15 protein-coding genes are annotated in these 19992 nt (G+C 53.8%); 11 read left to right on the top strand and 4 right to left on the bottom strand.

From position 1 onward, the window contains the following. Position 1 precedes the first annotated feature (1 nt). From MEFOE_RS07760 to MEFOE_RS07745, 4 genes are all read left to right on the top strand, one after another. Entirely contained in the window at positions 2–1729 is a 1728-nt protein-coding gene (locus tag MEFOE_RS07760; RefSeq protein ID WP_067050616.1) for a hypothetical protein, read from the top strand. Positions 1730–1838: 109 nt separating this feature from the next. Then, complete coding sequence (locus MEFOE_RS07755) at positions 1839–3590, top strand: type II/IV secretion system ATPase subunit (protein ID WP_083523383.1); 1752 nt, start codon at positions 1839–1841, stop codon at positions 3588–3590. Beyond that, complete coding sequence (locus MEFOE_RS07750; RefSeq protein ID WP_067050612.1) at positions 3580–5382, top strand: type II secretion system F family protein; 1803 nt, start codon at positions 3580–3582, stop codon at positions 5380–5382. Before MEFOE_RS07755 ends, MEFOE_RS07750 begins: the two co-directional genes overlap by 11 nt. Before the next feature lie 22 nt (positions 5383–5404). Continuing rightward, the gene (locus MEFOE_RS07745; protein WP_153015903.1) at positions 5405–6433 is read left to right on the top strand and encodes a hypothetical protein; all 1029 of its coding nucleotides are present in this window, start codon (positions 5405–5407) and stop codon (positions 6431–6433) included. Between the two features lie 494 nt (positions 6434–6927). Here the strand turns inward: MEFOE_RS07745 and MEFOE_RS13990 are convergent, their stop codons facing one another. Both MEFOE_RS13990 and MEFOE_RS07740 read right to left on the bottom strand, forming a co-directional pair. Further along, positions 6928–7086 (bottom strand): hypothetical protein, encoded by a 159-nt coding sequence (locus tag MEFOE_RS13990; protein WP_160329511.1) that lies wholly within the window; start codon positions 7084–7086, stop codon positions 6928–6930. Positions 7087–7402: 316 nt separating this feature from the next. Further along, positions 7403–7624 carry a hypothetical protein gene (locus MEFOE_RS07740; RefSeq protein WP_067050606.1) on the bottom strand — a complete coding sequence of 74 codons (222 nt, stop codon included), beginning with the start codon at positions 7622–7624 and terminating at the stop codon, positions 7403–7405. A 182-nt stretch (positions 7625–7806) separates the two neighbouring features. Here MEFOE_RS07740 and MEFOE_RS07735 point away from each other — a divergent pair, with 182 nt between their 5' ends. Then, the gene (locus tag MEFOE_RS07735; protein WP_067050603.1) at positions 7807–8829 is read left to right on the top strand and encodes a class I SAM-dependent methyltransferase; all 1023 of its coding nucleotides are present in this window, start codon (positions 7807–7809) and stop codon (positions 8827–8829) included. Between the two features lie 33 nt (positions 8830–8862). Continuing rightward, entirely contained in the window at positions 8863–9477 is a 615-nt protein-coding gene (locus tag MEFOE_RS07730) for a class I SAM-dependent methyltransferase (protein WP_067050600.1), read from the top strand. 186 nt (positions 9478–9663) lie between these two features. On the opposite strand, the gene MEFOE_RS07725 is transcribed toward MEFOE_RS07730, so the two are convergent. After that, positions 9664–10428: a TrmB family transcriptional regulator gene (locus MEFOE_RS07725; RefSeq protein ID WP_067050597.1), complete on the bottom strand. Its 765-nt coding sequence runs from the start codon at positions 10426–10428 to the stop codon at positions 9664–9666. A gap of 164 nt (positions 10429–10592) precedes the next feature. On the opposite strand from MEFOE_RS07725, the gene MEFOE_RS07720 reads away from it, so the two are divergent. The 5 genes from MEFOE_RS07720 to MEFOE_RS07700 all read left to right on the top strand — a co-directional run bounded on the left by MEFOE_RS07720 (position 10593) and on the right by MEFOE_RS07700 (position 17902). Then, entirely contained in the window at positions 10593–12032 is a 1440-nt protein-coding gene (locus MEFOE_RS07720; protein WP_160329509.1) for an MFS transporter, read from the top strand. 45 nt (positions 12033–12077) lie between these two features. Continuing rightward, complete coding sequence (locus MEFOE_RS07715) at positions 12078–12521, top strand: universal stress protein (RefSeq protein WP_067050592.1); 444 nt, start codon at positions 12078–12080, stop codon at positions 12519–12521. Positions 12522–12948: 427 nt separating this feature from the next. Further along, a complete protein-coding gene (locus MEFOE_RS07710) occupies positions 12949–13503 on the top strand; it encodes a class I SAM-dependent methyltransferase (protein ID WP_067050589.1) in 555 nt (184 codons plus the stop codon). A 563-nt stretch (positions 13504–14066) separates the two neighbouring features. After that, on the top strand, positions 14067–16508 hold the full coding sequence (locus tag MEFOE_RS14625) for a PKD domain-containing protein (protein ID WP_083523381.1): 2442 nt from the start codon (positions 14067–14069) through the stop codon (positions 16506–16508). Positions 16509–16714: 206 nt separating this feature from the next. Further along, complete coding sequence (locus MEFOE_RS07700) at positions 16715–17902, top strand: argininosuccinate synthase (RefSeq protein ID WP_067050583.1); 1188 nt, start codon at positions 16715–16717, stop codon at positions 17900–17902. A gap of 105 nt (positions 17903–18007) precedes the next feature. On the opposite strand, the gene MEFOE_RS07695 is transcribed toward MEFOE_RS07700, so the two are convergent. Beyond that, positions 18008–19888, bottom strand: a complete 1881-nt coding sequence (locus MEFOE_RS07695; protein WP_160329508.1) for an SIR2 family protein — start codon at positions 19886–19888, stop codon at positions 18008–18010. Positions 19889–19992: the final 104 nt, after the last annotated feature.

The raw sequence follows: 19992 nt of genomic DNA, 5'->3' as shown, positions 1-19992 counted from the left end.
GATGGTTCACACAATCGACCAGACCCTCCTGACCCGGCTCACCATTGCAATCATCATCGGGATCGTCATCGTCAGTGCCCTCATCGGGCTCAGGGTAATGGGGGTTCTCGAAGAGGGAAGCACCCCCACCGTGCCCGGAGCCGACAGCGACGGGGACTCCACAGACATCAGAAGTACGTCGCCAACACCATCCCCGTCGCGGACAGGCGCCAAAAATTCCGATGAAAGAACGCTCACGCTCAACTGGACATATCGCGACCGGCAGTTCGTCTATGCCTGCACCGTCAAAAACGCCACATACAACATGTTCAGGTCAAAAAACGCAAGCATCACCTCCAACATGACGACCGGCGACCTCGTCGCGCAGTCTGTAGCGACGGACGGCGACGGCGGACTGGTCGACGGAATAGCAGGCTATATCCTGGAACAGTCGGTGGAGAACGGGTGGGGGGACTACGACACCATCAGAAACACGGTTGCATGCGTGCAGCAGTACGGGCCCGGCGAGTTTGTCAACACCCCTCCCGACGGCCACTACCGCCACCCGGTCGAGACGCTCTGGGAAGGAACAGGGGATAGGGACGACATCAACATTCTTGCAGCCTCCGTCCTGAAAGCCATGGGGTATCCGGTAGCGTTCCTGGTCTTCCCGGAACAGTACGACAGGGGCCACCTGATCTGGGAATACCCTGCCGTCGGCATCAGGTGTGACGACACGATAGATGGGAGGACCTACACGGCCTTGCACCACACTGAGATCGGCACCGTGACCTGCTACCCGCAGAGCAGAACCTGCAGCCTCCCGGACGTTTCGTTCCCTGAACCGGAGTCGGGGTACTTCACGGGAAACACGACCGTAGGTTATGCAGACGGCCGGACGGTCGCCGCCGGGGAAGCCGCCTGGGACATACCCGCCCGGACGATCGCCTACCCTGAAGGATTCGTGCCTCCCGCAGGGATGACACCCATCTTCTACAGGATGGAGAACGCATCCTGGGTCACCACAGAATCGTTCATCTACATAGATGCCCTGAATGCGACCGCCCTGCCAGGGGAGGTCCCAGGTGAACTCGCGAAAGTGGAACCCGTGATCGTAACGACTCTCATCGATGCCGGAAACAACATAGCAATCAGCCGCGACGACCTCATCGATGCATCGCTGACAGCCTCGCTGCGAACACCCTCCCCGCTGAAGACTGATGCCGGGCCGGAACTGCGCGAAAGCCTCTCCGGGCGACTGGGCATCCGGGTCCCCACGGGCATGGTCGACGAGGTCGGGAGAGTAAACCGCATCAGCGAGGACGCGTACTGGCAGGACGTCTGGTACGACACGAAAGTGAACTTCTATGATAGAACGTGGTATCTCGACGTCATGAACTACGAGGTCATCGAAAACCAGCCGCTCTACACGAAGTCAAACGAGATCTACATCTCGCCGACCGAAGCGTGGCGGATACGGTACGAAGCCGTCCCCAAAAACCCGCCGGATAACGACATCGAAGGGCTCTCCTCGTTCTCGGATATGCGATTTGCCGTCTATAAGGTGGATGAAGAGACCGGCTCCGCGATGCTCGTCGACGAGTTCGCATACGGCCATACGTCGGGGCAGGATACCGTCAACTATCACACGTTCTACGAAACCGGCACCTTCTACATCGTAACCTTCGTGAGAAACTGCGAGGCCGTAGTATCTATCCAGATGCACGGAAAGGGAGGGCTGCTGCTATGATCTCCGTTAGGCCGCGGAGAGGGGAGAGACACCACCGGGCCGGGAGAACAGAAACCCGGCATTATCGTTCACCTCGACCGAAAGGCCCCGCAGGAGGAGAGGAGGACTGATGGCATCCGATGCATACGACCATGAGGCGGACATTACCGGGAATATTTCGGAGACCTCCGTGGGAAAGCACACCGGAGGAGAGACGGCAGGTGGAGAGGAGCGCCCGGCACCATCACCCGATACCGGAACGGCAGCAGAGAAGGGAGGAATCTTCGAAAAACTGAAGCAACACCTCCGTAAATCGTCCGGGAAATACACCTGGGATTCCTTCAGGCAGGGATCGAAAAAGAAGTACAGGGCCGACCCTGCGGATACGATCATTCCCGGCGACGACCAGCGATGGGACGAGCACCCACTCCCGCCCCTCGATCCCGAAGAAGAAAAATGGGTGATCGAGAGATACTGGCTCGTTCCCCCATTTGCATATGCAAAGATCGTGAAAAACCGGGATATGGATCTCGAATATGTCGTCGTCGAGCCCAGGGTATCCGATAAAGAGTTCATCCTGCTGGAAGAGACGTACGAGGAGTTGAGGAATGTGCTGATCTACACCTCATCGACCAGCAAAAATACCGCCACGTTCGATGAAGGCAGGATCAAGGAGATCATCAAGTCGTTCGACCCCGAAATCGACGATGAACGGATAGGTATCCTCATTTATTTCCTCCGGCGCAACTTCGCCGGGTTCGGGAAGCTCGACCCCCTCATGCACGATCAGAATATCGAAGATATCACCTGTAACGGCAAGGGCGTACCGATCTTCGTCTATCACCGCAACTATGCAAACCTCGCCACGAACATCCAGTTCGAGGACGATGAGTTGAATAAGTATGCCCTGAAGATCGCCCAGAAGGCCAACAAACAGATGTCACTTACGACTCCCCTAATAGATGCAGCGCTTCCTGGGGGTTCAAGAGCACAGATTACCTACAGCGACGTCGTATCGTCGAAAGGAAGCTCGTTTACGATACGGAAGTTCAAGGCCGACCCGATGACGCCCGTCGACCTCATCACGCTGAACACCTACAGCGCGGAGTTGATGGCCGTCATCTGGCTCTGTGTGGAGAACAGCAAGAGCATGATCATCGTCGGGGGAACGGCCAGCGGAAAGACGTCCACGATGAACGCGGTCTCGTTCTTCATCCCGTCGATAGCCAAGATCGTCTCCATCGAAGATACGCGCGAGATCCAGCTCCCCCACAAGAACTGGCTCCCCCTAAAGACCCGTGAAGGTGGTAAAAACTTCGATGCCGGCGACGTGGATATGTTCACCCTCCTGAAGGCTTCCCTCCGGCAGCGGCCCGAGTTCATCATCGTGGGAGAAGTGAGAGGCGAAGAAGCGCAAACCCTCTTCCAGGCCATGAACACGGGCCATACCACCTTCTCCACCCTGCACGCAGGAGGGGTACGAGAGGCGATCAACAGGCTCACCCACGACCCCATCAATGTCCCGACAGTGATGTTCGGCGCCCTCGATCTGATGCTGATCCAGGGACTACAATACAGGGCGGGCATCGGATTCAGGCGATGCCTCTCACTCAACGAGATGTACCTGGAAGGAGGCGACATTCACTGGAACCCGCTGTATGAGTGGAACCTGCAGACGGATGGGTTCCACAGGGCCTATGATCGGTCAAGAACCCTCGAGCATATCGCCTACACCAATGGGTGGAGCGCGGAGGAACTGCAGGCCCAGATAGAGACCAGAAAACAGCTTCTCCAGCGGATGGTCAACGGGAAGATCTACGACATCGATACGATCTCGCATTTCATTAACAAATTAAGGAAGTCGACGTACCATGCAGATTAACTCGTTCATAGATCCCCTGCTGGACAGTGAGAGACTCAAGAAATCGTTATCGGGAGCGCAGATTCCCATAAATTCCGAGATATACCTTCAATTCTGTATCGTCATCACGCTGCTGTGTGCATTCGGGTACCTGCTGCTGCAACTCTTCTTCCTGGTCTTCGATATCCCGGTCGATTTCCTGCCGTTCCTTCCCGGCATCGTATCGCAGGTTCTGATCTTTGTCGTGCTCGTCGTCGTCGTCTTCCTTGCGCTCCTCTATTACCCCGCGCTGGTAGCAGCAGGCAGGAGGACACGCATCGATATGGACCTGCCCTACGCAGTCACGTACATGGAAGCGCTCTCAACGAACGTCACTCTCTACTCCCTCTTCAAGAGTGTCTTCGAGGCGGAAGACCTCTACGGCGAGGTCTCGCACGAATGCGGGATGATCGTCCGCGACGTCGAAGTTTTCGGCGAAGACCTCCTGACGGCAATGAAAAACCTGCAAAAGATCACACCCTCCGAAAATTTCGCCGACCTTCTCAACGACCTCGCCCTGGTCTTCAAAACCGGAGGAAACCTGAAAGATTTCTTCGACTCACGTTCGGACAGGTACCGTGAAATCGCCCGGCAGGAGCTCGAAACGACCCTCCAGATCATGGAGATGATTGCCGAAGTCTACGTAACGGCCTTCGTTGCAGGACCAATTGCGATCATTATCATGCTGGTCGCACAGAACCTCTCAGGAAGAGGGCAGATGGGAGGCATCATGCCGCTGATGTACATCGGCCTTCCCCTCGGGGCAATCGCCCTGATCGTGATACTCTACTACCTGCTGCCGAGCGACACCCTGACGATCTCGCACCGCGAAGTCCGAGAGTCGGAGTTTACCGACGAGATCATCGAAAAAAGAACAGAGGATGAATATAACCCGGATTTTGTAAAAAACCTCGAGACACGGAAAAAGTGGCTGAAAGCCAGGGAGATCCTGAGACATCCATTCCGGTTTTACATCTCCGACTACCAGATAGGACTCTTCATCGGCATGCTCCTCTCCCTGATCGTCGCGTGGCAGTACCTGAGCGGAGGCCTTGCGGACCTCTTCCCCGCGTTTCCGCTCGAGATGTTCATCTGCCTCTTCGTCATCGCCCTTACGATCCCGGTTATCCTTGCCTACGAATCCCGCAAGATCTACATGAACAGAGTAGAAGCGCAGATGCCCGAGTTTCTCCGCGATATTGCTGATATGAAAGATGTCGGAATGACGCTCCAGAGCGCGATCGATATGGTGTCCACCTCAAAGATCGGAGTTCTCTCATCCGAACTGAAGATCGCTTCCGATGAGATGAAGTGGGGATACAGTACTTCAAGCGCACTTATACGCATGGAGGAGAGGATCGGTCTTGTCTCCGTCAAACGTGCCGTCTCGCTCATTGTAAAGGCAAGCGAGATCACGGATCACCTCAGGGACATCCTGACAATCGCCATCGGGGACCTGGAGCACTATCTGAAGATGAAACTGAAGCGTTTCAACGTATCGTTCGTGTATCTCGCGGTCATATACCTCTCGTTCGGGATTTATCTCTATTGCTCGTATCAGTTGAACGATGCATTCGTGGCAAGTTTCCGGGAGATGGATGTCACCTTCGACATAACCGGAAACCTGCAGGACATGTTCAGGGTGGGGATCATCATCGGGGGGTTCTCGGGGATCATGGCGGGCCAGCTGAGCGCGAACAACATCCTCGCCGGACTGAAGCATACCGTCGTCTTCCTTCTCGCCTCGATCGTGCTCTTCGTGTACATTCTGTGACGACCAGGAGGTGTGTAAAACAATGATCAGAACAGAGAAAACCAGATTGAACGGTACACTGCATCTCGATATGCCGCCGTGCGGCGGGATCTACGCTGCCTCAGCGGAACGTAGACACAGACGGGAGGACGCTGTCTCATCCGTCGTCGCACTGATGCTGCTTTTAGCGGTGATTGCAACATTCATTTCGCTGTACGCCACGAGTTACGTCCCAGGGCTCAAGGAACAGTCGGAGATCAACCAGATTAACTCCGTAAAAGAAACATTCATGGAGTCCTCAAACGACATCAGGCATATCGCCTCTGAAAAAATACCCGCATCGTACGGCCACCTGATACCCCTGGGGGCAGGAGATATCCTGATGAGCCCCGAAAAATCCAGCGGAACGCTCACTGTCACCGATCTCGGTGCGTTCGCAGAGATCCGCACCACACCTACCGGGGCGCCGATTGCAACCTGCCGCATGGTGAGCATCGCATTCGAACCGTCCTACACGTTCTGGGAAGACCAGGGGTATACCTGGCAGTACGGCTATATCAACGTCACGAAGAAAGGGAAGACAGTGCCGCTCACGGAGTTCACCATGGATGATGTATGTGCGAGTGGGAAGTTTTCCACGTTCGCCGATTCGTTCGTCACGTTCAACAAGAAAGGGGAGTTCAACGCCAGTTCGGGAAAAGAAGAACTCTCTTCCCTTACGGTCGATCTGGTGACCATCGTACCCGGCAACCCGTCGTTTGTCAGCGGAAACAGCCCCACAACTCTCCAGATACTCGCCGACGTCCGTGAAGCCGATCCCATACATACACATCACCTGAATTTCACCTTCATCAACAGCACCGACACCGTGATGACGGAATTTTCAAAGCATCTGGCAAAAGAGACAGAATCAAACCTGAATAAGTTTCATACGGACTACGATAACGTTCTCATGCCCAAAACCACCCGGGGAATCAACGGCAGAGACATCATAACGCTTGACATCGACGGCTCATCCCCCCCCGTGGCGGTAACCATCAGGACGGTGAACATATCCGTCTCGGCATCGTGACCGGAACTGAAGAGCCTTGAGTCGAGGATGTTGACCATACCTGGCCCCCGCATAACAGAGATATGGAGGACAAGATCACCATCTGAACGGTCCGCTCTCTGCCCTCCCGACTCCCTCGCATTTTCAGGGAGTGACCGAAGAGAGTCAAGAAACCAGAAGGTTTCGCTGGACGAGCGCCAGCGAGTTTGAGAAGATGTTTGATCTTCGAGATGCGAACGAGGTGAGCATGAGAAAGCCGTCAGGCTTTCGAGGAGCCCCCACTGCGAGCGTGCGGGAAGGCGTATCGATCAAAAACGCCCCGGAACAATTTTCATAGGAACTTCCGGAATGATCAGAACGGAAGATTTTGACATCATTGTTTCAGACTATGAGATGACAGCGCGAACGGGATCAGATCCCCTCTTTGAGCCTGAGAAGTGCCTGCAGCACTATATCCTGAAAGGCTAGTGGTGGGAAAAACCGGTTTGAACTTAACATCAGTGAATCCCGCGGCATCAAGTTCCCTTCATAGCGTTGATCCCCTTGACGGGAGAGGCGTCGATTTTCCCCACGGCGCCGATCCATTGTCTCTCGCCGGTTTCATTTGTCTCTACTGTTGTGTCGTTGCCTGGATACCAAAGAGATGTGGTGCAGATCTCTTTCGGAGGTGCCATTGGTGGTTCCTCCCGACGATCTCCCGGACGCGTGCGCACCCATGCCCTGGAAGATCAGCAGCGGCACCAGAAAGGATGCAATGCTGGTTTCTTCATGGGTTATTACATCTTTGTGCGTCATCGAAAGATCCAGGTATGGTGTCCGTAGTCTCTGCATAACAGAGTATTTCGACATCCTTTCCAGACGTCTTGCCCTGCTTTTTCACACTGAATATCGGAAAACCGGTCTCCATTCCCGGAACAGGTGTGCCCGGGCAGATGGCGGCATCGCACCTCCCGGGTTCCAGTACAATTTTTCGTAGGTCTACATTCTCATTCACGAAATCACCAGTACTATGCTTTGTTTCATCTTCTCATAATTCAGGGCAGGGAAAGCGATTTTCATACCTGCTGGGATCGAAATCGCCATTCTGACCTGTGCATTCAATATAAGTATCGGTATTGATGAAAGATGCCCGAAAAATATTCTAAAATTTTTCCTTTTCAAAATTATTCTGGAAGGAATCAGAAGAGGTACAAAGATATTTTCCATCGCCATATTTTTGGAAATAAGATCTGAACCGAATATCTTTCGAGTGAGATTCTTCACTCCCGTGTCCTCTTATTTTACTGTGCGAGGCGGCTTTTCCTTACGAAACGATATCCAGAAAAAGGTGAGTCGATGAAAGGAACAGAAAGACCCGCAACCCATGTAATCCCTGAACAGAGAGAGGCGAAACTATGAAAAAAATACCTGAAGTGAAAGATGATTTCGGAGAACTGTACGGGAAACTGCTTACGAATCAGGAGACAGATCTTTTTATTGCGGCAATAAAACTGGGGATCTTTCAGGAACTTTCTGACTGGAAAAGTCCAGAAGATCTGGCCGAACGGTTGCATCTCAATCAAAAAAACACCGCGGTTTTTCTGAATTCACTGGCGTCGCTGGACGTGATCGAGAAAAAAGGCGGCCTGTTCAGGAATTCACCGGCTGCAGCCGAATTTCTTGCAGAAAATAACGACGTCTATCTGGGGGATTTCTTTTTGTCATGCTACAGATGGTACAGCATGTCCCCCGATGATATCTGCGATCTTGTACGGGACGGCCCTGGAGAGAGATGCGTCTCTGATCTGGAATCCGAGGAGACCTGGAGGGAACAGGCGAGGTTGTCGGTGAATTACCAGCGTGCTGGAATGGCGCAACTGGCAGTACGTCTCGTGTCCTCGCTGCCTGAGTATCCGTCGTTCAGGAGGATGCTCGATCTCGGGTGCGGCCCTGGACTTTGTGGTACGTCGATTGCCATGAGTCATCCTTCCATGAAGGCGGTTCTCTTCGACCGACCGACTGTTGCCGGGGTCGCCGAAGAAGTGGTGGAAGAATACGGAATGGGCGACAGTGTTGCAGTCCTCGGGGGAGATTACATCGACGGCCCTATCGGCGGAGAATATGACCCGGTCTGGGCCTCGATGACGCTCAATTTTGCCGGAGATCGACTGAAAGAGGTGATAAAAAAGATCCATGATTCCCTTAACCCTGGAGGAGTTTTCGTCAGTTTTTCTGACGGGAAAACAAATGAGGGAACAAAACCGAAAGAGATGGTGATCGGAACCCTGATGTTCGCACTTTCTGGAGACGACATGGGGCTGAATGAAGGAGTCATCGCCGGTGCCATGATCGAAGCGGGTTTTGCATCGGTACAGAGCAGAACCGTGATGACGCCTATAGGGGAGGTTATGGTGGATATCGCAAGAAAGCGTCCTTGAAACCAGTATTAATATAATCGGGAGTATTAACGGATGGTAGATATGCTTAACAAATTCTTTCAGAATACCCGGAAACCGCGAGGCAGGCCCGGGAAATTAATGTTGATCTGTATGAACTCAGGGCACGCAAAACTGGCCTCATGGGGATTTTCACACCTCCACGTAAATGCCAATTCACATATTTTAGATATTGGCTGTGGTGGTGGGGCCAATATTGCAAAAATGCTAAAGGATTCGCCCGGCAGCATCGTGGACGGTATAGATTATTCAGAGGAAAGCGTTGCCTTCAGCCAAAAAATAAATGCGTTCGAGCTCGGGAAGCGATGTAATATCCGGCAGGGTGATGTATCGTGCCTGCCATATCCCGATCGGTCCTTAAATCTTGTTACTGCCTTTGAGACCATTTATTTTTGGCCGGATCTGGATGCCGCCTTCAAAGAGATAAAGCGGGTTCTTCAGCCGGGCGGCACTTTTTTTGTTTGCTGTGAGCTGGATAATCCCGATAATACCACATGGACGGATCGTATAGATGGTATGACAATCTATCGCGGTGAGGATTTAAAAAAACGTCTTTTACAAATTGGTTTTCAAAGTGTGGATTTACACAGGCATGAAAAAGGATGGATGTGTTTAGAGGCGGTTTATTAATTACTGACACATCACCGGATATGGCCCGGGTATCATGTATTAAGAAAGTCTGTTTGCCGGATGCCAAAAACCTGTATTTTATGCTGTTTCCTGGGCAGCCATAATAACCCGAACACTCACTTTAATTCCAGCAGCGACGTACCGCGAGGAAAAGTACTTGGAATGGCATGACCACCATGTTTGAGATCATCCTCTCACCGCAGGTTCGAGTATCTCAATGAGTCTTTTCATCATAAAGCAGATAGGCGGCCATTTTATCACCGTGGCACTCTTCCTCCCTGATCTGTACCCCGCGGTAAATGCGGTCATGCCGTCGATGAGCATAAACAGTTCGGTATCCCAGTTCGCATCCTTCATTACCTGCCCGGATTCCTCTGCCATCTCCTCAAACAGGCCGGCCAGATCGCTGCTCATCGCTTCCACCCGCAGGCCCTCATATGTGAATTTTTCCCTTTCATGGGAGAGGATGGTGAGTTTCACCTGTTTTTTTGCAGCCTTCAACTCCCTGAGAAGGGGACGGAGAGGTCGGGTGTCCTTTATTATGACGATGATGTCGTGCCCGGCGTACCTGATCAGCATTTTCTCCCTGCTCAGGATGCCCCGCTCACTGTGGATCGACCAGAAAGGCGACGGTGGTTTTGCCTCATAATTGAGATGTTTGAGTTCTTCGATCGTCTCGTCGAGTGAGGTGCAGTACCCCTCTTTTATTGCAGCAAATACATCAGCCGGATTTTCGGCCAGATAAAATGTCGGGGATCCTTCTTCCACGCCGACAAAACCTCGATCGCTCAGGGCATTCAGAACCGTATAGATACGTCCCTGGGGGACTCCCGAGATCTCGCAGATCTCCCTTGCGGTACCCATGCCCAGACCGACAATCGCTACGTAGGTCTTTGCTTCGTATTCGGTGAATCCATGTTTTTTCAGGTTGTCGATGAGCGCCTGCGACATTACAACCCACATGAGTTGTATTGAATTGAATACTTTGTGCTGGCAATCATTTCTCTGCTCTGTCACCCTGACGACCATATTCAGGATGGCTCTGGAGGAATATGATGAAAAAATCGGATACAGAAACTCCGGAAGGACGTGATCGGAATACCCGGAGGACGGTGATGATCGTCGCCCTCCTCGGGATGTACATGTCTGTGCTGGACGGCGTGATCATCTCGATCGCTCTTCCCACGATCACCTCGTACTTCAATGCGGATATCGCCTGCTCGCAATGGACGATGACCGGCTACCTTGTCGCCATAACCGCGGCAATGCTGATCTTTGCCAGGCTGTCGGATTCCATCGGGAAGAACAGAATGTTTCTTGCAGGGATGGCGGTTTTTACCATCAGTTCGCTCGGCTGCGCCCTTGCGCCGACTCTTCCCGTACTCATCGGGTTGCGGGTCGTCCAGGGCATCGGCGCCGCCATGTCGGTCTCGATCGTGATGGCGATCATCTTTGAACTCTATCCATTCTCCGAACATGGAAAGGCGATGGGTCTCCTCGGGTCGACCATCGCACTTGCAAGCCTGAGCGGCCCGATCCTTGGCGGGTTATTGCTCGATTTCTTCAGCTGGCATGCGATCTTCATGATCAATGTACCGATCGGCATCGTGCTCGTCTTATTCGGTCTCTCCTCGATGGACCTGGAAAAACCGGAAAAATCCGGGAAGGACAGGATGGACTGGATCGGGGCGGGAAGTTTTGCGGCTGCCATTGCATCGTCGATGCTCTTCCTCGGTTTCGTTGCAGAAGGAACGAGGACTGGTGCAGAGATCGCTGCAACGTTGTGCGCATGTATCATCTCCCTCGCTCTCTTCATCAGAACCGAACGTCGACATCCCCGTCCCCTGCTCGATCTTTCGATCTTTTCGGAACGTCTGTTCGTCGTGCCGCTGCTCTGCATGGCCCTTGTATTCACCGCCTATATGGTGTTAAGTATCTCGATGCCTTTCTATCTGGAAGGCGTCATGGCCTTCTCCCCTCTTCAGGTTGGACTGGTATTCGTGCTAATTGCAACGATCCTGACAGCCGGTGCCCCCATTGTCGGGAAGATCTATGATCGGCACCCCTGGAAATATTTTACCGGGATCGGGCTCTTCGTCGGGGCAATTGGTCTCTTCGCGTTTGCTTATTTTGCACATGCCGTGGACCTGAGTTTGTTGATCGTCGCCCTGCTTATCTTTGCAATTGGTTTTACTCTCTTCCAGGGTCCAATCAATGCCGAGATCATGCACGGTCTGCCGATAGACAAATCAGCGATCGCCTCGGCCATGAACAGTACAGGAAGACAGTTTGCAATGGCGCTTGGATCATCAGCGGCTTCGATTATCTTTGCGTTTCAGTTGCGGCAGGCAGGTTATACCAGTATCGTGACCAATGCAGCCCCATCTCTTATTGTGGACGCAACCACGGTTGCAATGACAGTCGCCGCACTACTCTGTTTTGCAGGGGTGATTTTGCAGGTACTGAAGAGAGATATCGGCGGGGAGATACAGGATGGAAAGATCAAAGCAGGAAAAGATGTATGCCCGGAATTTCAGGGCCATGATCTCCTGTAGTTGTAATGAAGGAGTTTGCAATCGTGTATCAGGAGGAAAGAATCAATGACGAAGGTATTTGAAAAAATTTTGATAGCAACGGACGGCTCGGTGAAAAACCAGCCTGCAGTGAAGAAAGGCCTGGAACTGGCCTGTGAACTCGGATCAGTTGTCTATGCCATATATGTGGTTGACGAGACTACCTTTCGATCGGTGGAGGCCGGAGCATCTTCAGGGGATCTGTATATAAATCTGAAGGAAGAGGGTGAAAAAGCCCTTGAATACGTAAAAGAAGTTGCAAATGGAAAAGATGTGGAGACTCATATATTGCCTGGCATGCCTGCCCGTGAGATCGCGGATTTCGCCGCAGATAACGATATTGACCTGATCGTTGTAGGTTCCCGTGGACGAAGCGAACTTGAGAAACTGATCCCGGGAAGTGTTGCCGAAGGCGTCATACAGATGGCGGAATGCATGATTCTTCTGGTAAAGAAGGACGAGACTCCATGAGCATATCCCAAAACTCTTATTCATTCTCCCAATCTCTGCATAGGGGCCCGGGAGAAAATTTCATGATTGGGTCAATGTCTTCTCGAATTCCATAAAATGCAGTGCGAAACCACCGCCTTCCCCTACCTCTCTGCCGGGGGACTGACGCCCCCAGGCCCCCGAAACAGGATAGGGTCGGGGAAGAGAGAGATCCTGATGAAGGAGATTGCCCTCCACCCCCTATCGCAATGATGGGGGGTGCGAGCGTTAGCGAGCATGAGAAGACGAAGTCTTCGAGGGCGGGGGGTGAAACACCCCGGACAAGACGCCAGAACAGGATTTTTCAGAACCAAATATCGATCATTCCATAGACGGGACATAGGGTAGGATCAGTTTTGGGATGACCTCCATGTTAACTGAAAAAGAAAATTTCCAGAGTGATGGATAGATGAAAGAGAAAAGACGTGAAGATATGTCCGATTGTGCGTTCAGAATAATGAAATTCTCATTTTTCAATATCAGGGATCCTCTTTGTCCTCCCGTTCGCCTGCTTGAAAAGTTCGAGATCGAACCGGGCATGACGGTCGTGGACTACGGATGCGGACCGGGAAGTTACGCAAAAGCGGCCTCTCAACTCGTGGGTAAAAAGGGCCATGTTTACGCAGTTGATATTCATCCTCTTGCGATTGAATCCGTATCCGCGCTTATTAAAGAGGGCGGCCTTACAAACGTAAGTGCAATCCTTTCTGAAAGATATGACTCTAACCTTGATGATCATATCGCCGATCTCGTCTATGCACTTGATATGATTCACATGATCAGGGATGCGGATACTTTTTTCAGGGAACTCAAACGAATTGCCAAACCCGGCGGGATACTGATTATTAACGACGGTCGACAGTCAAGAGAAGAAACGCTGGAAGACATACGGCAGTCAGGAATCTGGTCGGTTGAAGAGGAGAACAGAGACTTTCTGCGATGCCGTCCTGCCGACGGATCATGAGCCCATCCCAAAACTCTCGTTCATTCCCCCTTTCCCGACATGCTGGATTCAGGAGAAAAATCTCCTGTTCGGGTCGATGACTATCCAGATTCCATGATAAATTGTGCGGACCCCCGCTTTCTTCACAATCTGAACCGGGGGACTGCCTCGAAGACTTCGTCTTCTCATGCTCACTTCGTTCACACCTCAAAGGTCTTTGACCTTCTTGTCTCCCCCTGATCCCCGAAAATAGGATAGAATAGGAGAAGGATGAACCCTGCATATCGAAGGAGACTGCCATCCGCTCCCTATCGTAATGGTGGAGAACCGGGGAGGAAAACCTCCGGAAGTATTCATCCTCCCATCATTTTTTTCTTCACCTCAAGATAGAATGTTCAAAAATGTCTTGATTCACAATAATACAAATAGCGTACTCACGAGTACGCTTTGAGGTGCATCACTCAGAGTTCTGTTCATGTGTCCGACACAAAATTTATCAGTTGTCATCCCCTATGCCCGGCCGTAGGGGCGGCATATTTCACGCTCCATTCACCATAACCCCCCAGATATGAAGGAGGGACAGAATGAAAGATGAATCTAAAGATAAAGGAGCACATCGCTTTCTGGCGATCTCTATCGTCATCCCACTTCTGCTCATGCTGGCCGGGACGGCCGCGGCGACGGGCATGCCAGGCGTCCTCTGGGAGAGGACATTCGACACAGGGCTGAACGACTTTGGCAACGGCCTCCAGGAAACCGGCGATGGCGGTTTTGTCCTTACCGGGAAAGAGCAGAACTGCACGACGAGCGACATGCTCCTGCTGAGGACGGACAGAAACGGTACCGTCCTCTGGAACAGGACCTATGACTATGGCATCTACGATACGGCGAACGCCGTGAGAGTCACACCTGACGGCGGATACATCCTGGCAGGCTATGGACAGACAGAGATCGGGGGCGCAAAGACCGACGGCATGATGATGGTCAGGACAAACAGTGCGGGGACGCCCCTCTGGACAGGGCCGACAGGAAACATCAGCCCGACCTGGGAGGAGGCGAAGGACGTCCGGGTCTGCGACGACGGCGGGTTCATCCTGACAGGACGGGACAACCCGGAGAGCGGACCGGGCGCGGCATACCTGGTCAGGACCAACGAGACCGGCGAGGTGGAGTGGTCGGCACGCTTCCTGAGGATGTATGACGACGCCGGGTACTCGGTCCTCCAGACCGAGGACGGAGGGTACCTGGTCGCGGGCACATCTGCCGACCCGGTCAACGGGACCGTGGACGCATTCCTGAGAAAGACGAACGAGACCGGCGTTCTCCTCTGGGAGCAATACTATGCAGCGCGCGATCTGCAATGGCCCGCACAGGGAGCAAAGGGAGACTTCCAGGCCGTGAAGGTGCTCCAGACCGCCGACGGCGGATACGCCCTCGCGGGCAAGACCGTCTTCGAGCGGCCTGAGACAGCGGGCGCAGCACTGATCAAGACCGACGCCGAGGGCGAGGCCGCATGGTCGCGGTTCTACAACACCACCTGCACACAGGCTTTCTGGGCCGAGGACTTTGTCGAAACCTCCGACCGGGGCTTTGTCCTTGCATGCCACTTCGACCCGGTGGCAAACCCCCAGAACGTCATCTACCTCATCAGGACAGATGCAGAAGGAGAGATCACATGGCAGGACTTCTATTCCCTCGGCCTGCTTGAGAACGACCCGCACGCGATCATCCTGACCGAAGACGGGGGATACGCGATCGGCGGGGAGAGCGGGATCTGCAAGGGACCGACCCTCTTCACCGGATGCTCTCTCGACGCTTTCATCCTCAAGCTCGGAAAGGAACCGCCCGGACCTCCGCCGTCGCAACCCTTCTATGCAGACTTCGCGGCCTTCCCGCGGAGCGGCACCGCACCCCTGACCGTGCAGTTCATCGACCGCTCTGCCGGCGGGCCGACGACCTGGTCCTGGAACTTCGGGGACGGGGCAAAGTCGAATGAGCGTTACCCCGTCCACACCTTCACCAGGGCTGGGACGTACACCGTATCCCTGACCATCTCTGACGGGACGAGGAGCGACACCGAGACAAAGACCGGGTATATCACCGTCAGCGAGGAGCAACTGAAAGCGAACCTCTCCTTCATTCCCGCGGAGTCCGCATTCCCTGAAGGGGAGAACAGGACCTTCGACGTGGTGATGGACAGGGCGGACAAGGGAGTCGCCTTCTACTCGCTGGCCATCGACCTCACCAACCGCCGCGTGGGCGAGATCGTGAAGGTCGAGATGCCCGAATGGCTGGGTACCAGGTTCATGGTCTCGCCGGTGCCTGCCGACTCGATTGTCGTCTCCGGAATCCGGGGCGGCACCGATCCGGGAACAGAAAATATCACCCTCTGCAGGGTCACGGTGCGCGGGGACGCCGGCGGGCAGAGCGACCTCGTCCTCGGCGGTGCGCAGGTCGTGGGACCCGGACTTGAGGACTATGTCCTCGACACCGGGAAGGCGCGCCTCACGGTGACGGCCACACCGGCTGCACTCGGCGCGAACTTCACGGCCGAACCCCTGAACGGCACCGCCCCTCTGGAGGTGGCCTTCACCGACACCTCGACGGGGACGCCCATCTCCTGGGCCTGGGCCTTCGGGGACGGGAATGTCTCCACAGAGCCCGACCCGACACACACCTACGAGACACCAGGGCTGTACACGGTGAACCTGACAGTCTCTGACGGAACGGCATTCTCCTCCCTGGAGAGAACCGACTACATCAATGTCTCGGCACCGCTCAGGGCAAACTTCACGGCCGAACCCCTGAACGGCACGGCCCCGCTGGAGGTGAACTTCACCGACACCTCGACAGGCACGCCCATCTCCTGGGCCTGGGTCTTCGGGGACGGGAATGTCTCCACAGACCCCGACCCGACGCACACCTACGAGTCGCCGGGGCTGTACACGGTGAACCTGACGGTCTCCGACATCGACGAGATGGACACGGAAACCAGGGTCGATCTCATCAACGTCACAGCACCATAGGGGCCGGAAAGCCGGCCCCCCAATTTTTTTGTCGTTATTCTCCAGATGAGGGCCGGACAGGCGCTCTCCCGGCGGGGAGACAGCCCATTCCGCGGAGACACACGGCCGGAGACCGTCGGGCATTCACCTGTCCAGAGATTTAAAAGTCTGGGAAGACCAACGGGTAGTAGGTATCTGCATACCATTTCATCATGGGAGCATCAGCAATGGGAAAGGGAAAAGTTGTACTCGCCTATTCTGGCGGTCTTGACACGTCTATCTGCATCCCGCTCCTCAAGGAGCACTACGGCTACGACGAGGTCGTCACCGTCGTCGTCGATGTCGGCCAGCCTGCACATGAGATCGAGGAGGGGTCGAAGAAGGGTGAGCGGCTCGCCGACCACCACTACACCATCGACGCGAAGGACGCCTTCGTCAAAGAGCACATCTTCCGCGCGATCAAGGCGAACGGGAACTACGAGGGCTACCCGATGGGCACCGCCCTCGCCCGCCCCCTGATCGCCGAGGAGATCGTTAAGATCGCGAAGAAGGAGAACGCCGTCGCCATCGCCCATGGCTGCACGGGCAAGGGCAACGACCAGCTCCGCTTCGACTTCATCTTCCGCGCGAACGGTTTCGAGGTCGTCGCCCCGATCAGGGAGATGAACCTCACCCGCGAGTGGGAGATCGAGTACGCCGAGGAGCACGGCGTCCCGGTGCCGGTGAAGAAGGAAAAGCCCTGGTCCATCGACGAGAACTTCTGGTCCCGGAGCATCGAGGGCGGCAAGCTGGAAGACCCCGCCTTCCACCCGCCTGAAGAGATCTATGCCTGGACCGTCTCCCCGAAGGACGCACCGGACGAGCCCGAGACGATCACGATCGGCTTCGAGCAGGGCGTGCCCGTCTCCCTCAACGGGAAGGCGATGAAGGGCGGCGACCTGATCCGCGAGCTCAACGCCATCGCAGGCCGCCACGGCGTCGGCAGGAACGACATGATGGAGGACCGCATCCTCGGTCTCAAGGCCCGCGAGAACTACGAGCACCCGGCGGCGACCGTCCTCTTGGCAGCCCACCACGACCTCGAAAGGCTGGTGCTGACCAGGCAGGAACTCTCCTTCAAGCACGGCGTCGACGAGAAGTGGTCTGAACTCGCCTACATGGGCCTGGTCCACGAGCCCCTCTATGCCGCCCTCAACGCCTTCATCGACACGACCCAGGAGCGCGTCACAGGCCAGGTGGACTGCGTCCTCTTCAAGGGAAGCGTCCATGTAGCCGGGCGGAGTTCGCCGATGGCCCTCTATTCGAGCGACCTGGTCTCCTTCGACTCCCACACCATCGACCAGTGCGATGCAGTTGGCGTCTCGAAGTACTTCGGCATGCAGGCCCGCCTGCTGAAGCAGATCAGGAAGGAATAATTTTCTTTTTTTTTGAAGGGGGGTCAAGGGAGAAGAAGATTGGGTTTTCCCAATGTCTCCTGTCATCATCCCTACTTCATCAGATTGCGAGTTTTGGATCTTAGTTCACAGGCAATTTGACTTGATCAGAGATTTACGCGATGTTAGCCCTGTTTTTGGAGGATTAATTCCAAAGCCCTTTGCATAGTTTTGGTTTGCCTCTTCGAATAATGATAGATCCCCTTCAAAGAACGTAGAACCCTCAGCATTCTGCTTGAGATCTGCTAGAAAGATATAGACATGTGATGGGAGAGGAAAAATGGGATAATGTCCCTGATAGCGAAGCAAATTTTGGCGAAGGTATAGATGCCGGGACTGCAATGGACCCGGCGTCGATGAACAAAATTCACCTTTTTCGATCGCTTCTTCTATTGATCCGGTCAGGTATGCAAGCCCAAAGATATACTCGAATATATCTAGAGATTCGAAGAAGACAGCTCTGTTTGGGATCAGGACTTGCATGATCTCATACATCACCAGATATGGATAATCCTGATACCTCGTTTCAGTCCCGAATCTCTTCTGCGTGATATTGGTAATCCACTCTTGACAACATCCAATGACATTCCAGATGTTTATATCCAGATAGTACCGCACCTTCTCCCGTAAAGCTCCCTCGTATTGGTATTTCATTGGTCTACGAACGATCGCCTCCAGCGTGTTGAAATGTCTGGTGCGGACAGCAACGACGCCTGAAGCGTAGATTACAAGTAGAGCAGGGTAATGCCGTAAACGAAGTAGACCCTTAGTATCCACAAACCCAAGAGTAATAGGAGGCACATTGATTAACCGCTCGATCGTATCTTTGACGAGATCTGTAAACGTATCGTCATCATACTGCGCCACCGTGGCGACCATCGCTGCCAGAGGTGCGGCAACATCTTCATGTTCCCTGAGTATTGTCGTGTAGAACTCCTTACCATCAATGGTGTCGGTCTTATATCGACTTCTGTCGGCAAGGAACGCAAGCACACGATCGGTCTCTTCGTTGATGAGATCGGGAAGGAAGAGTTCAGGTTTTGTTTCTCTGAGGGCATCTTTGACCTTTTTCATCGCCGCTGTGGCAGAGAGGGTACTTCTGGGTTCATACCGTGAAAACCTCTCAATGATCACTTCGAGGGTTTTAAAGAATTCGTCCGCACTGTCAATATTGATCCCATTGGGTAAGAGAGCCTGGCAAACCTCAGGAGGAACTCTCCTCTCGTTTTTCCAGCTCCAGAACACTGGATACCGACGAGGGATGTCTGCGGCACAGAGGATCCGGGAGAGGTGCGTGTCATAAATCCCTGACCACCCACAGATCACAAGGCCATACTCTCCAAAAATCCTTCTCAGATAATCCTCAATTGCTGGAGGATAGTTCTTGAGATCCTCAGGCGTGATCCGGAGCGTGCCTCGCTCAAAATCTCCGTTGACCTTTAAAACCCGACATCTGTCCGGGAAGACTGACATCTGCTTTATGTCCGATTCCTCGGTAATGACCTCATAAGGAACTTTTTCTGCCTTCAGCGCCTCTTCCATGAGCGTGTCAAAGTTGGTGGTAATGATGAGCGAGATCATCGCAGACTTTACCAGTCTGGCAATGGCGCGATGGGCTTCAGTGGGGATCCCAGAGAGAGGATTCCTGTCATCATCAGTCTTATAGATGAATTTCTTCAGCCCATCTTTGCGGTTCTCTTCAGAAATGCCGAGTTCTCTCATGAGGCGCTGAAATGTCGCAGGTTCTCCAAAGGTATCCTTGAACCACGCAAGACACACCTTATTATTTTCTCCTCTCTCAATTTCCTCGCCCCTTCCTCTGGCAATAGCAAGGATCATATTCCCAGAGACATCACTTGCCGTCGGAAGGCCTGCAGCGACCGAGATCCCTGCCCCAAGAAGCAGGGCGTACCTCTTGGGGGAGGCATGCATAGCATACGCAACCGGGACAACCCCATCAGTGCTCATTTTCATCCTCCTTTGTGTCGTCATTTGCGTTATTCACTAACTGTCCAGGAATCACAGACCAACATGATGTCAGGGCGTTCCCGTTCAAACCCCCCTTTGACAGG

It is taken from the genome of Methanofollis ethanolicus, assembly GCF_001571385.1.
Classification (GTDB): Archaea; Halobacteriota; Methanomicrobia; order Methanomicrobiales; family Methanofollaceae; genus Methanofollis; species Methanofollis ethanolicus.
This window is presented reverse-complemented; position numbering and strand designations above follow the sequence as displayed.

Excerpts from the sequence above, each read along its gene's own strand:
- MEFOE_RS07725 (WP_067050597.1), bottom strand. The coding sequence starts at position 10,428 with ATGTCGCAGGCGCTCATCGACAACCTGAAAAAACATGGATTCACCGAA.
- MEFOE_RS07695 (WP_160329508.1), bottom strand. The coding sequence starts at position 19,888 with ATGAGCACTGATGGGGTTGTCCCGGTTGCGTATGCTATGCATGCCTCC.
- MEFOE_RS07750 (WP_067050612.1), top strand. The coding sequence starts at position 3,580 with ATGCAGATTAACTCGTTCATAGATCCCCTGCTGGACAGTGAGAGACTC.
- MEFOE_RS07710 (WP_067050589.1), top strand. The coding sequence starts at position 12,949 with ATGAAAGAGAAAAGACGTGAAGATATGTCCGATTGTGCGTTCAGAATA.
- MEFOE_RS13990 (WP_160329511.1), bottom strand. The coding sequence starts at position 7,086 with ATGGCACCTCCGAAAGAGATCTGCACCACATCTCTTTGGTATCCAGGC.
- MEFOE_RS07715 (WP_067050592.1), top strand. The coding sequence starts at position 12,078 with ATGACGAAGGTATTTGAAAAAATTTTGATAGCAACGGACGGCTCGGTG.
- MEFOE_RS07720 (WP_160329509.1), top strand. The coding sequence starts at position 10,593 with ATGATCGTCGCCCTCCTCGGGATGTACATGTCTGTGCTGGACGGCGTG.
- MEFOE_RS07745 (WP_153015903.1), top strand. The coding sequence starts at position 5,405 with ATGATCAGAACAGAGAAAACCAGATTGAACGGTACACTGCATCTCGAT.
- MEFOE_RS07740 (WP_067050606.1), bottom strand. The coding sequence starts at position 7,624 with ATGGCGATGGAAAATATCTTTGTACCTCTTCTGATTCCTTCCAGAATA.
- MEFOE_RS14625 (WP_083523381.1), top strand. The coding sequence starts at position 14,067 with ATGAAAGATGAATCTAAAGATAAAGGAGCACATCGCTTTCTGGCGATC.
- MEFOE_RS07735 (WP_067050603.1), top strand. The coding sequence starts at position 7,807 with ATGAAAAAAATACCTGAAGTGAAAGATGATTTCGGAGAACTGTACGGG.
- MEFOE_RS07730 (WP_067050600.1), top strand. The coding sequence starts at position 8,863 with ATGGTAGATATGCTTAACAAATTCTTTCAGAATACCCGGAAACCGCGA.
- MEFOE_RS07760 (WP_067050616.1), top strand. The coding sequence starts at position 2 with ATGGTTCACACAATCGACCAGACCCTCCTGACCCGGCTCACCATTGCA.
- MEFOE_RS07700 (WP_067050583.1), top strand. The coding sequence starts at position 16,715 with ATGGGAAAGGGAAAAGTTGTACTCGCCTATTCTGGCGGTCTTGACACG.
- MEFOE_RS07755 (WP_083523383.1), top strand. The coding sequence starts at position 1,839 with ATGGCATCCGATGCATACGACCATGAGGCGGACATTACCGGGAATATT.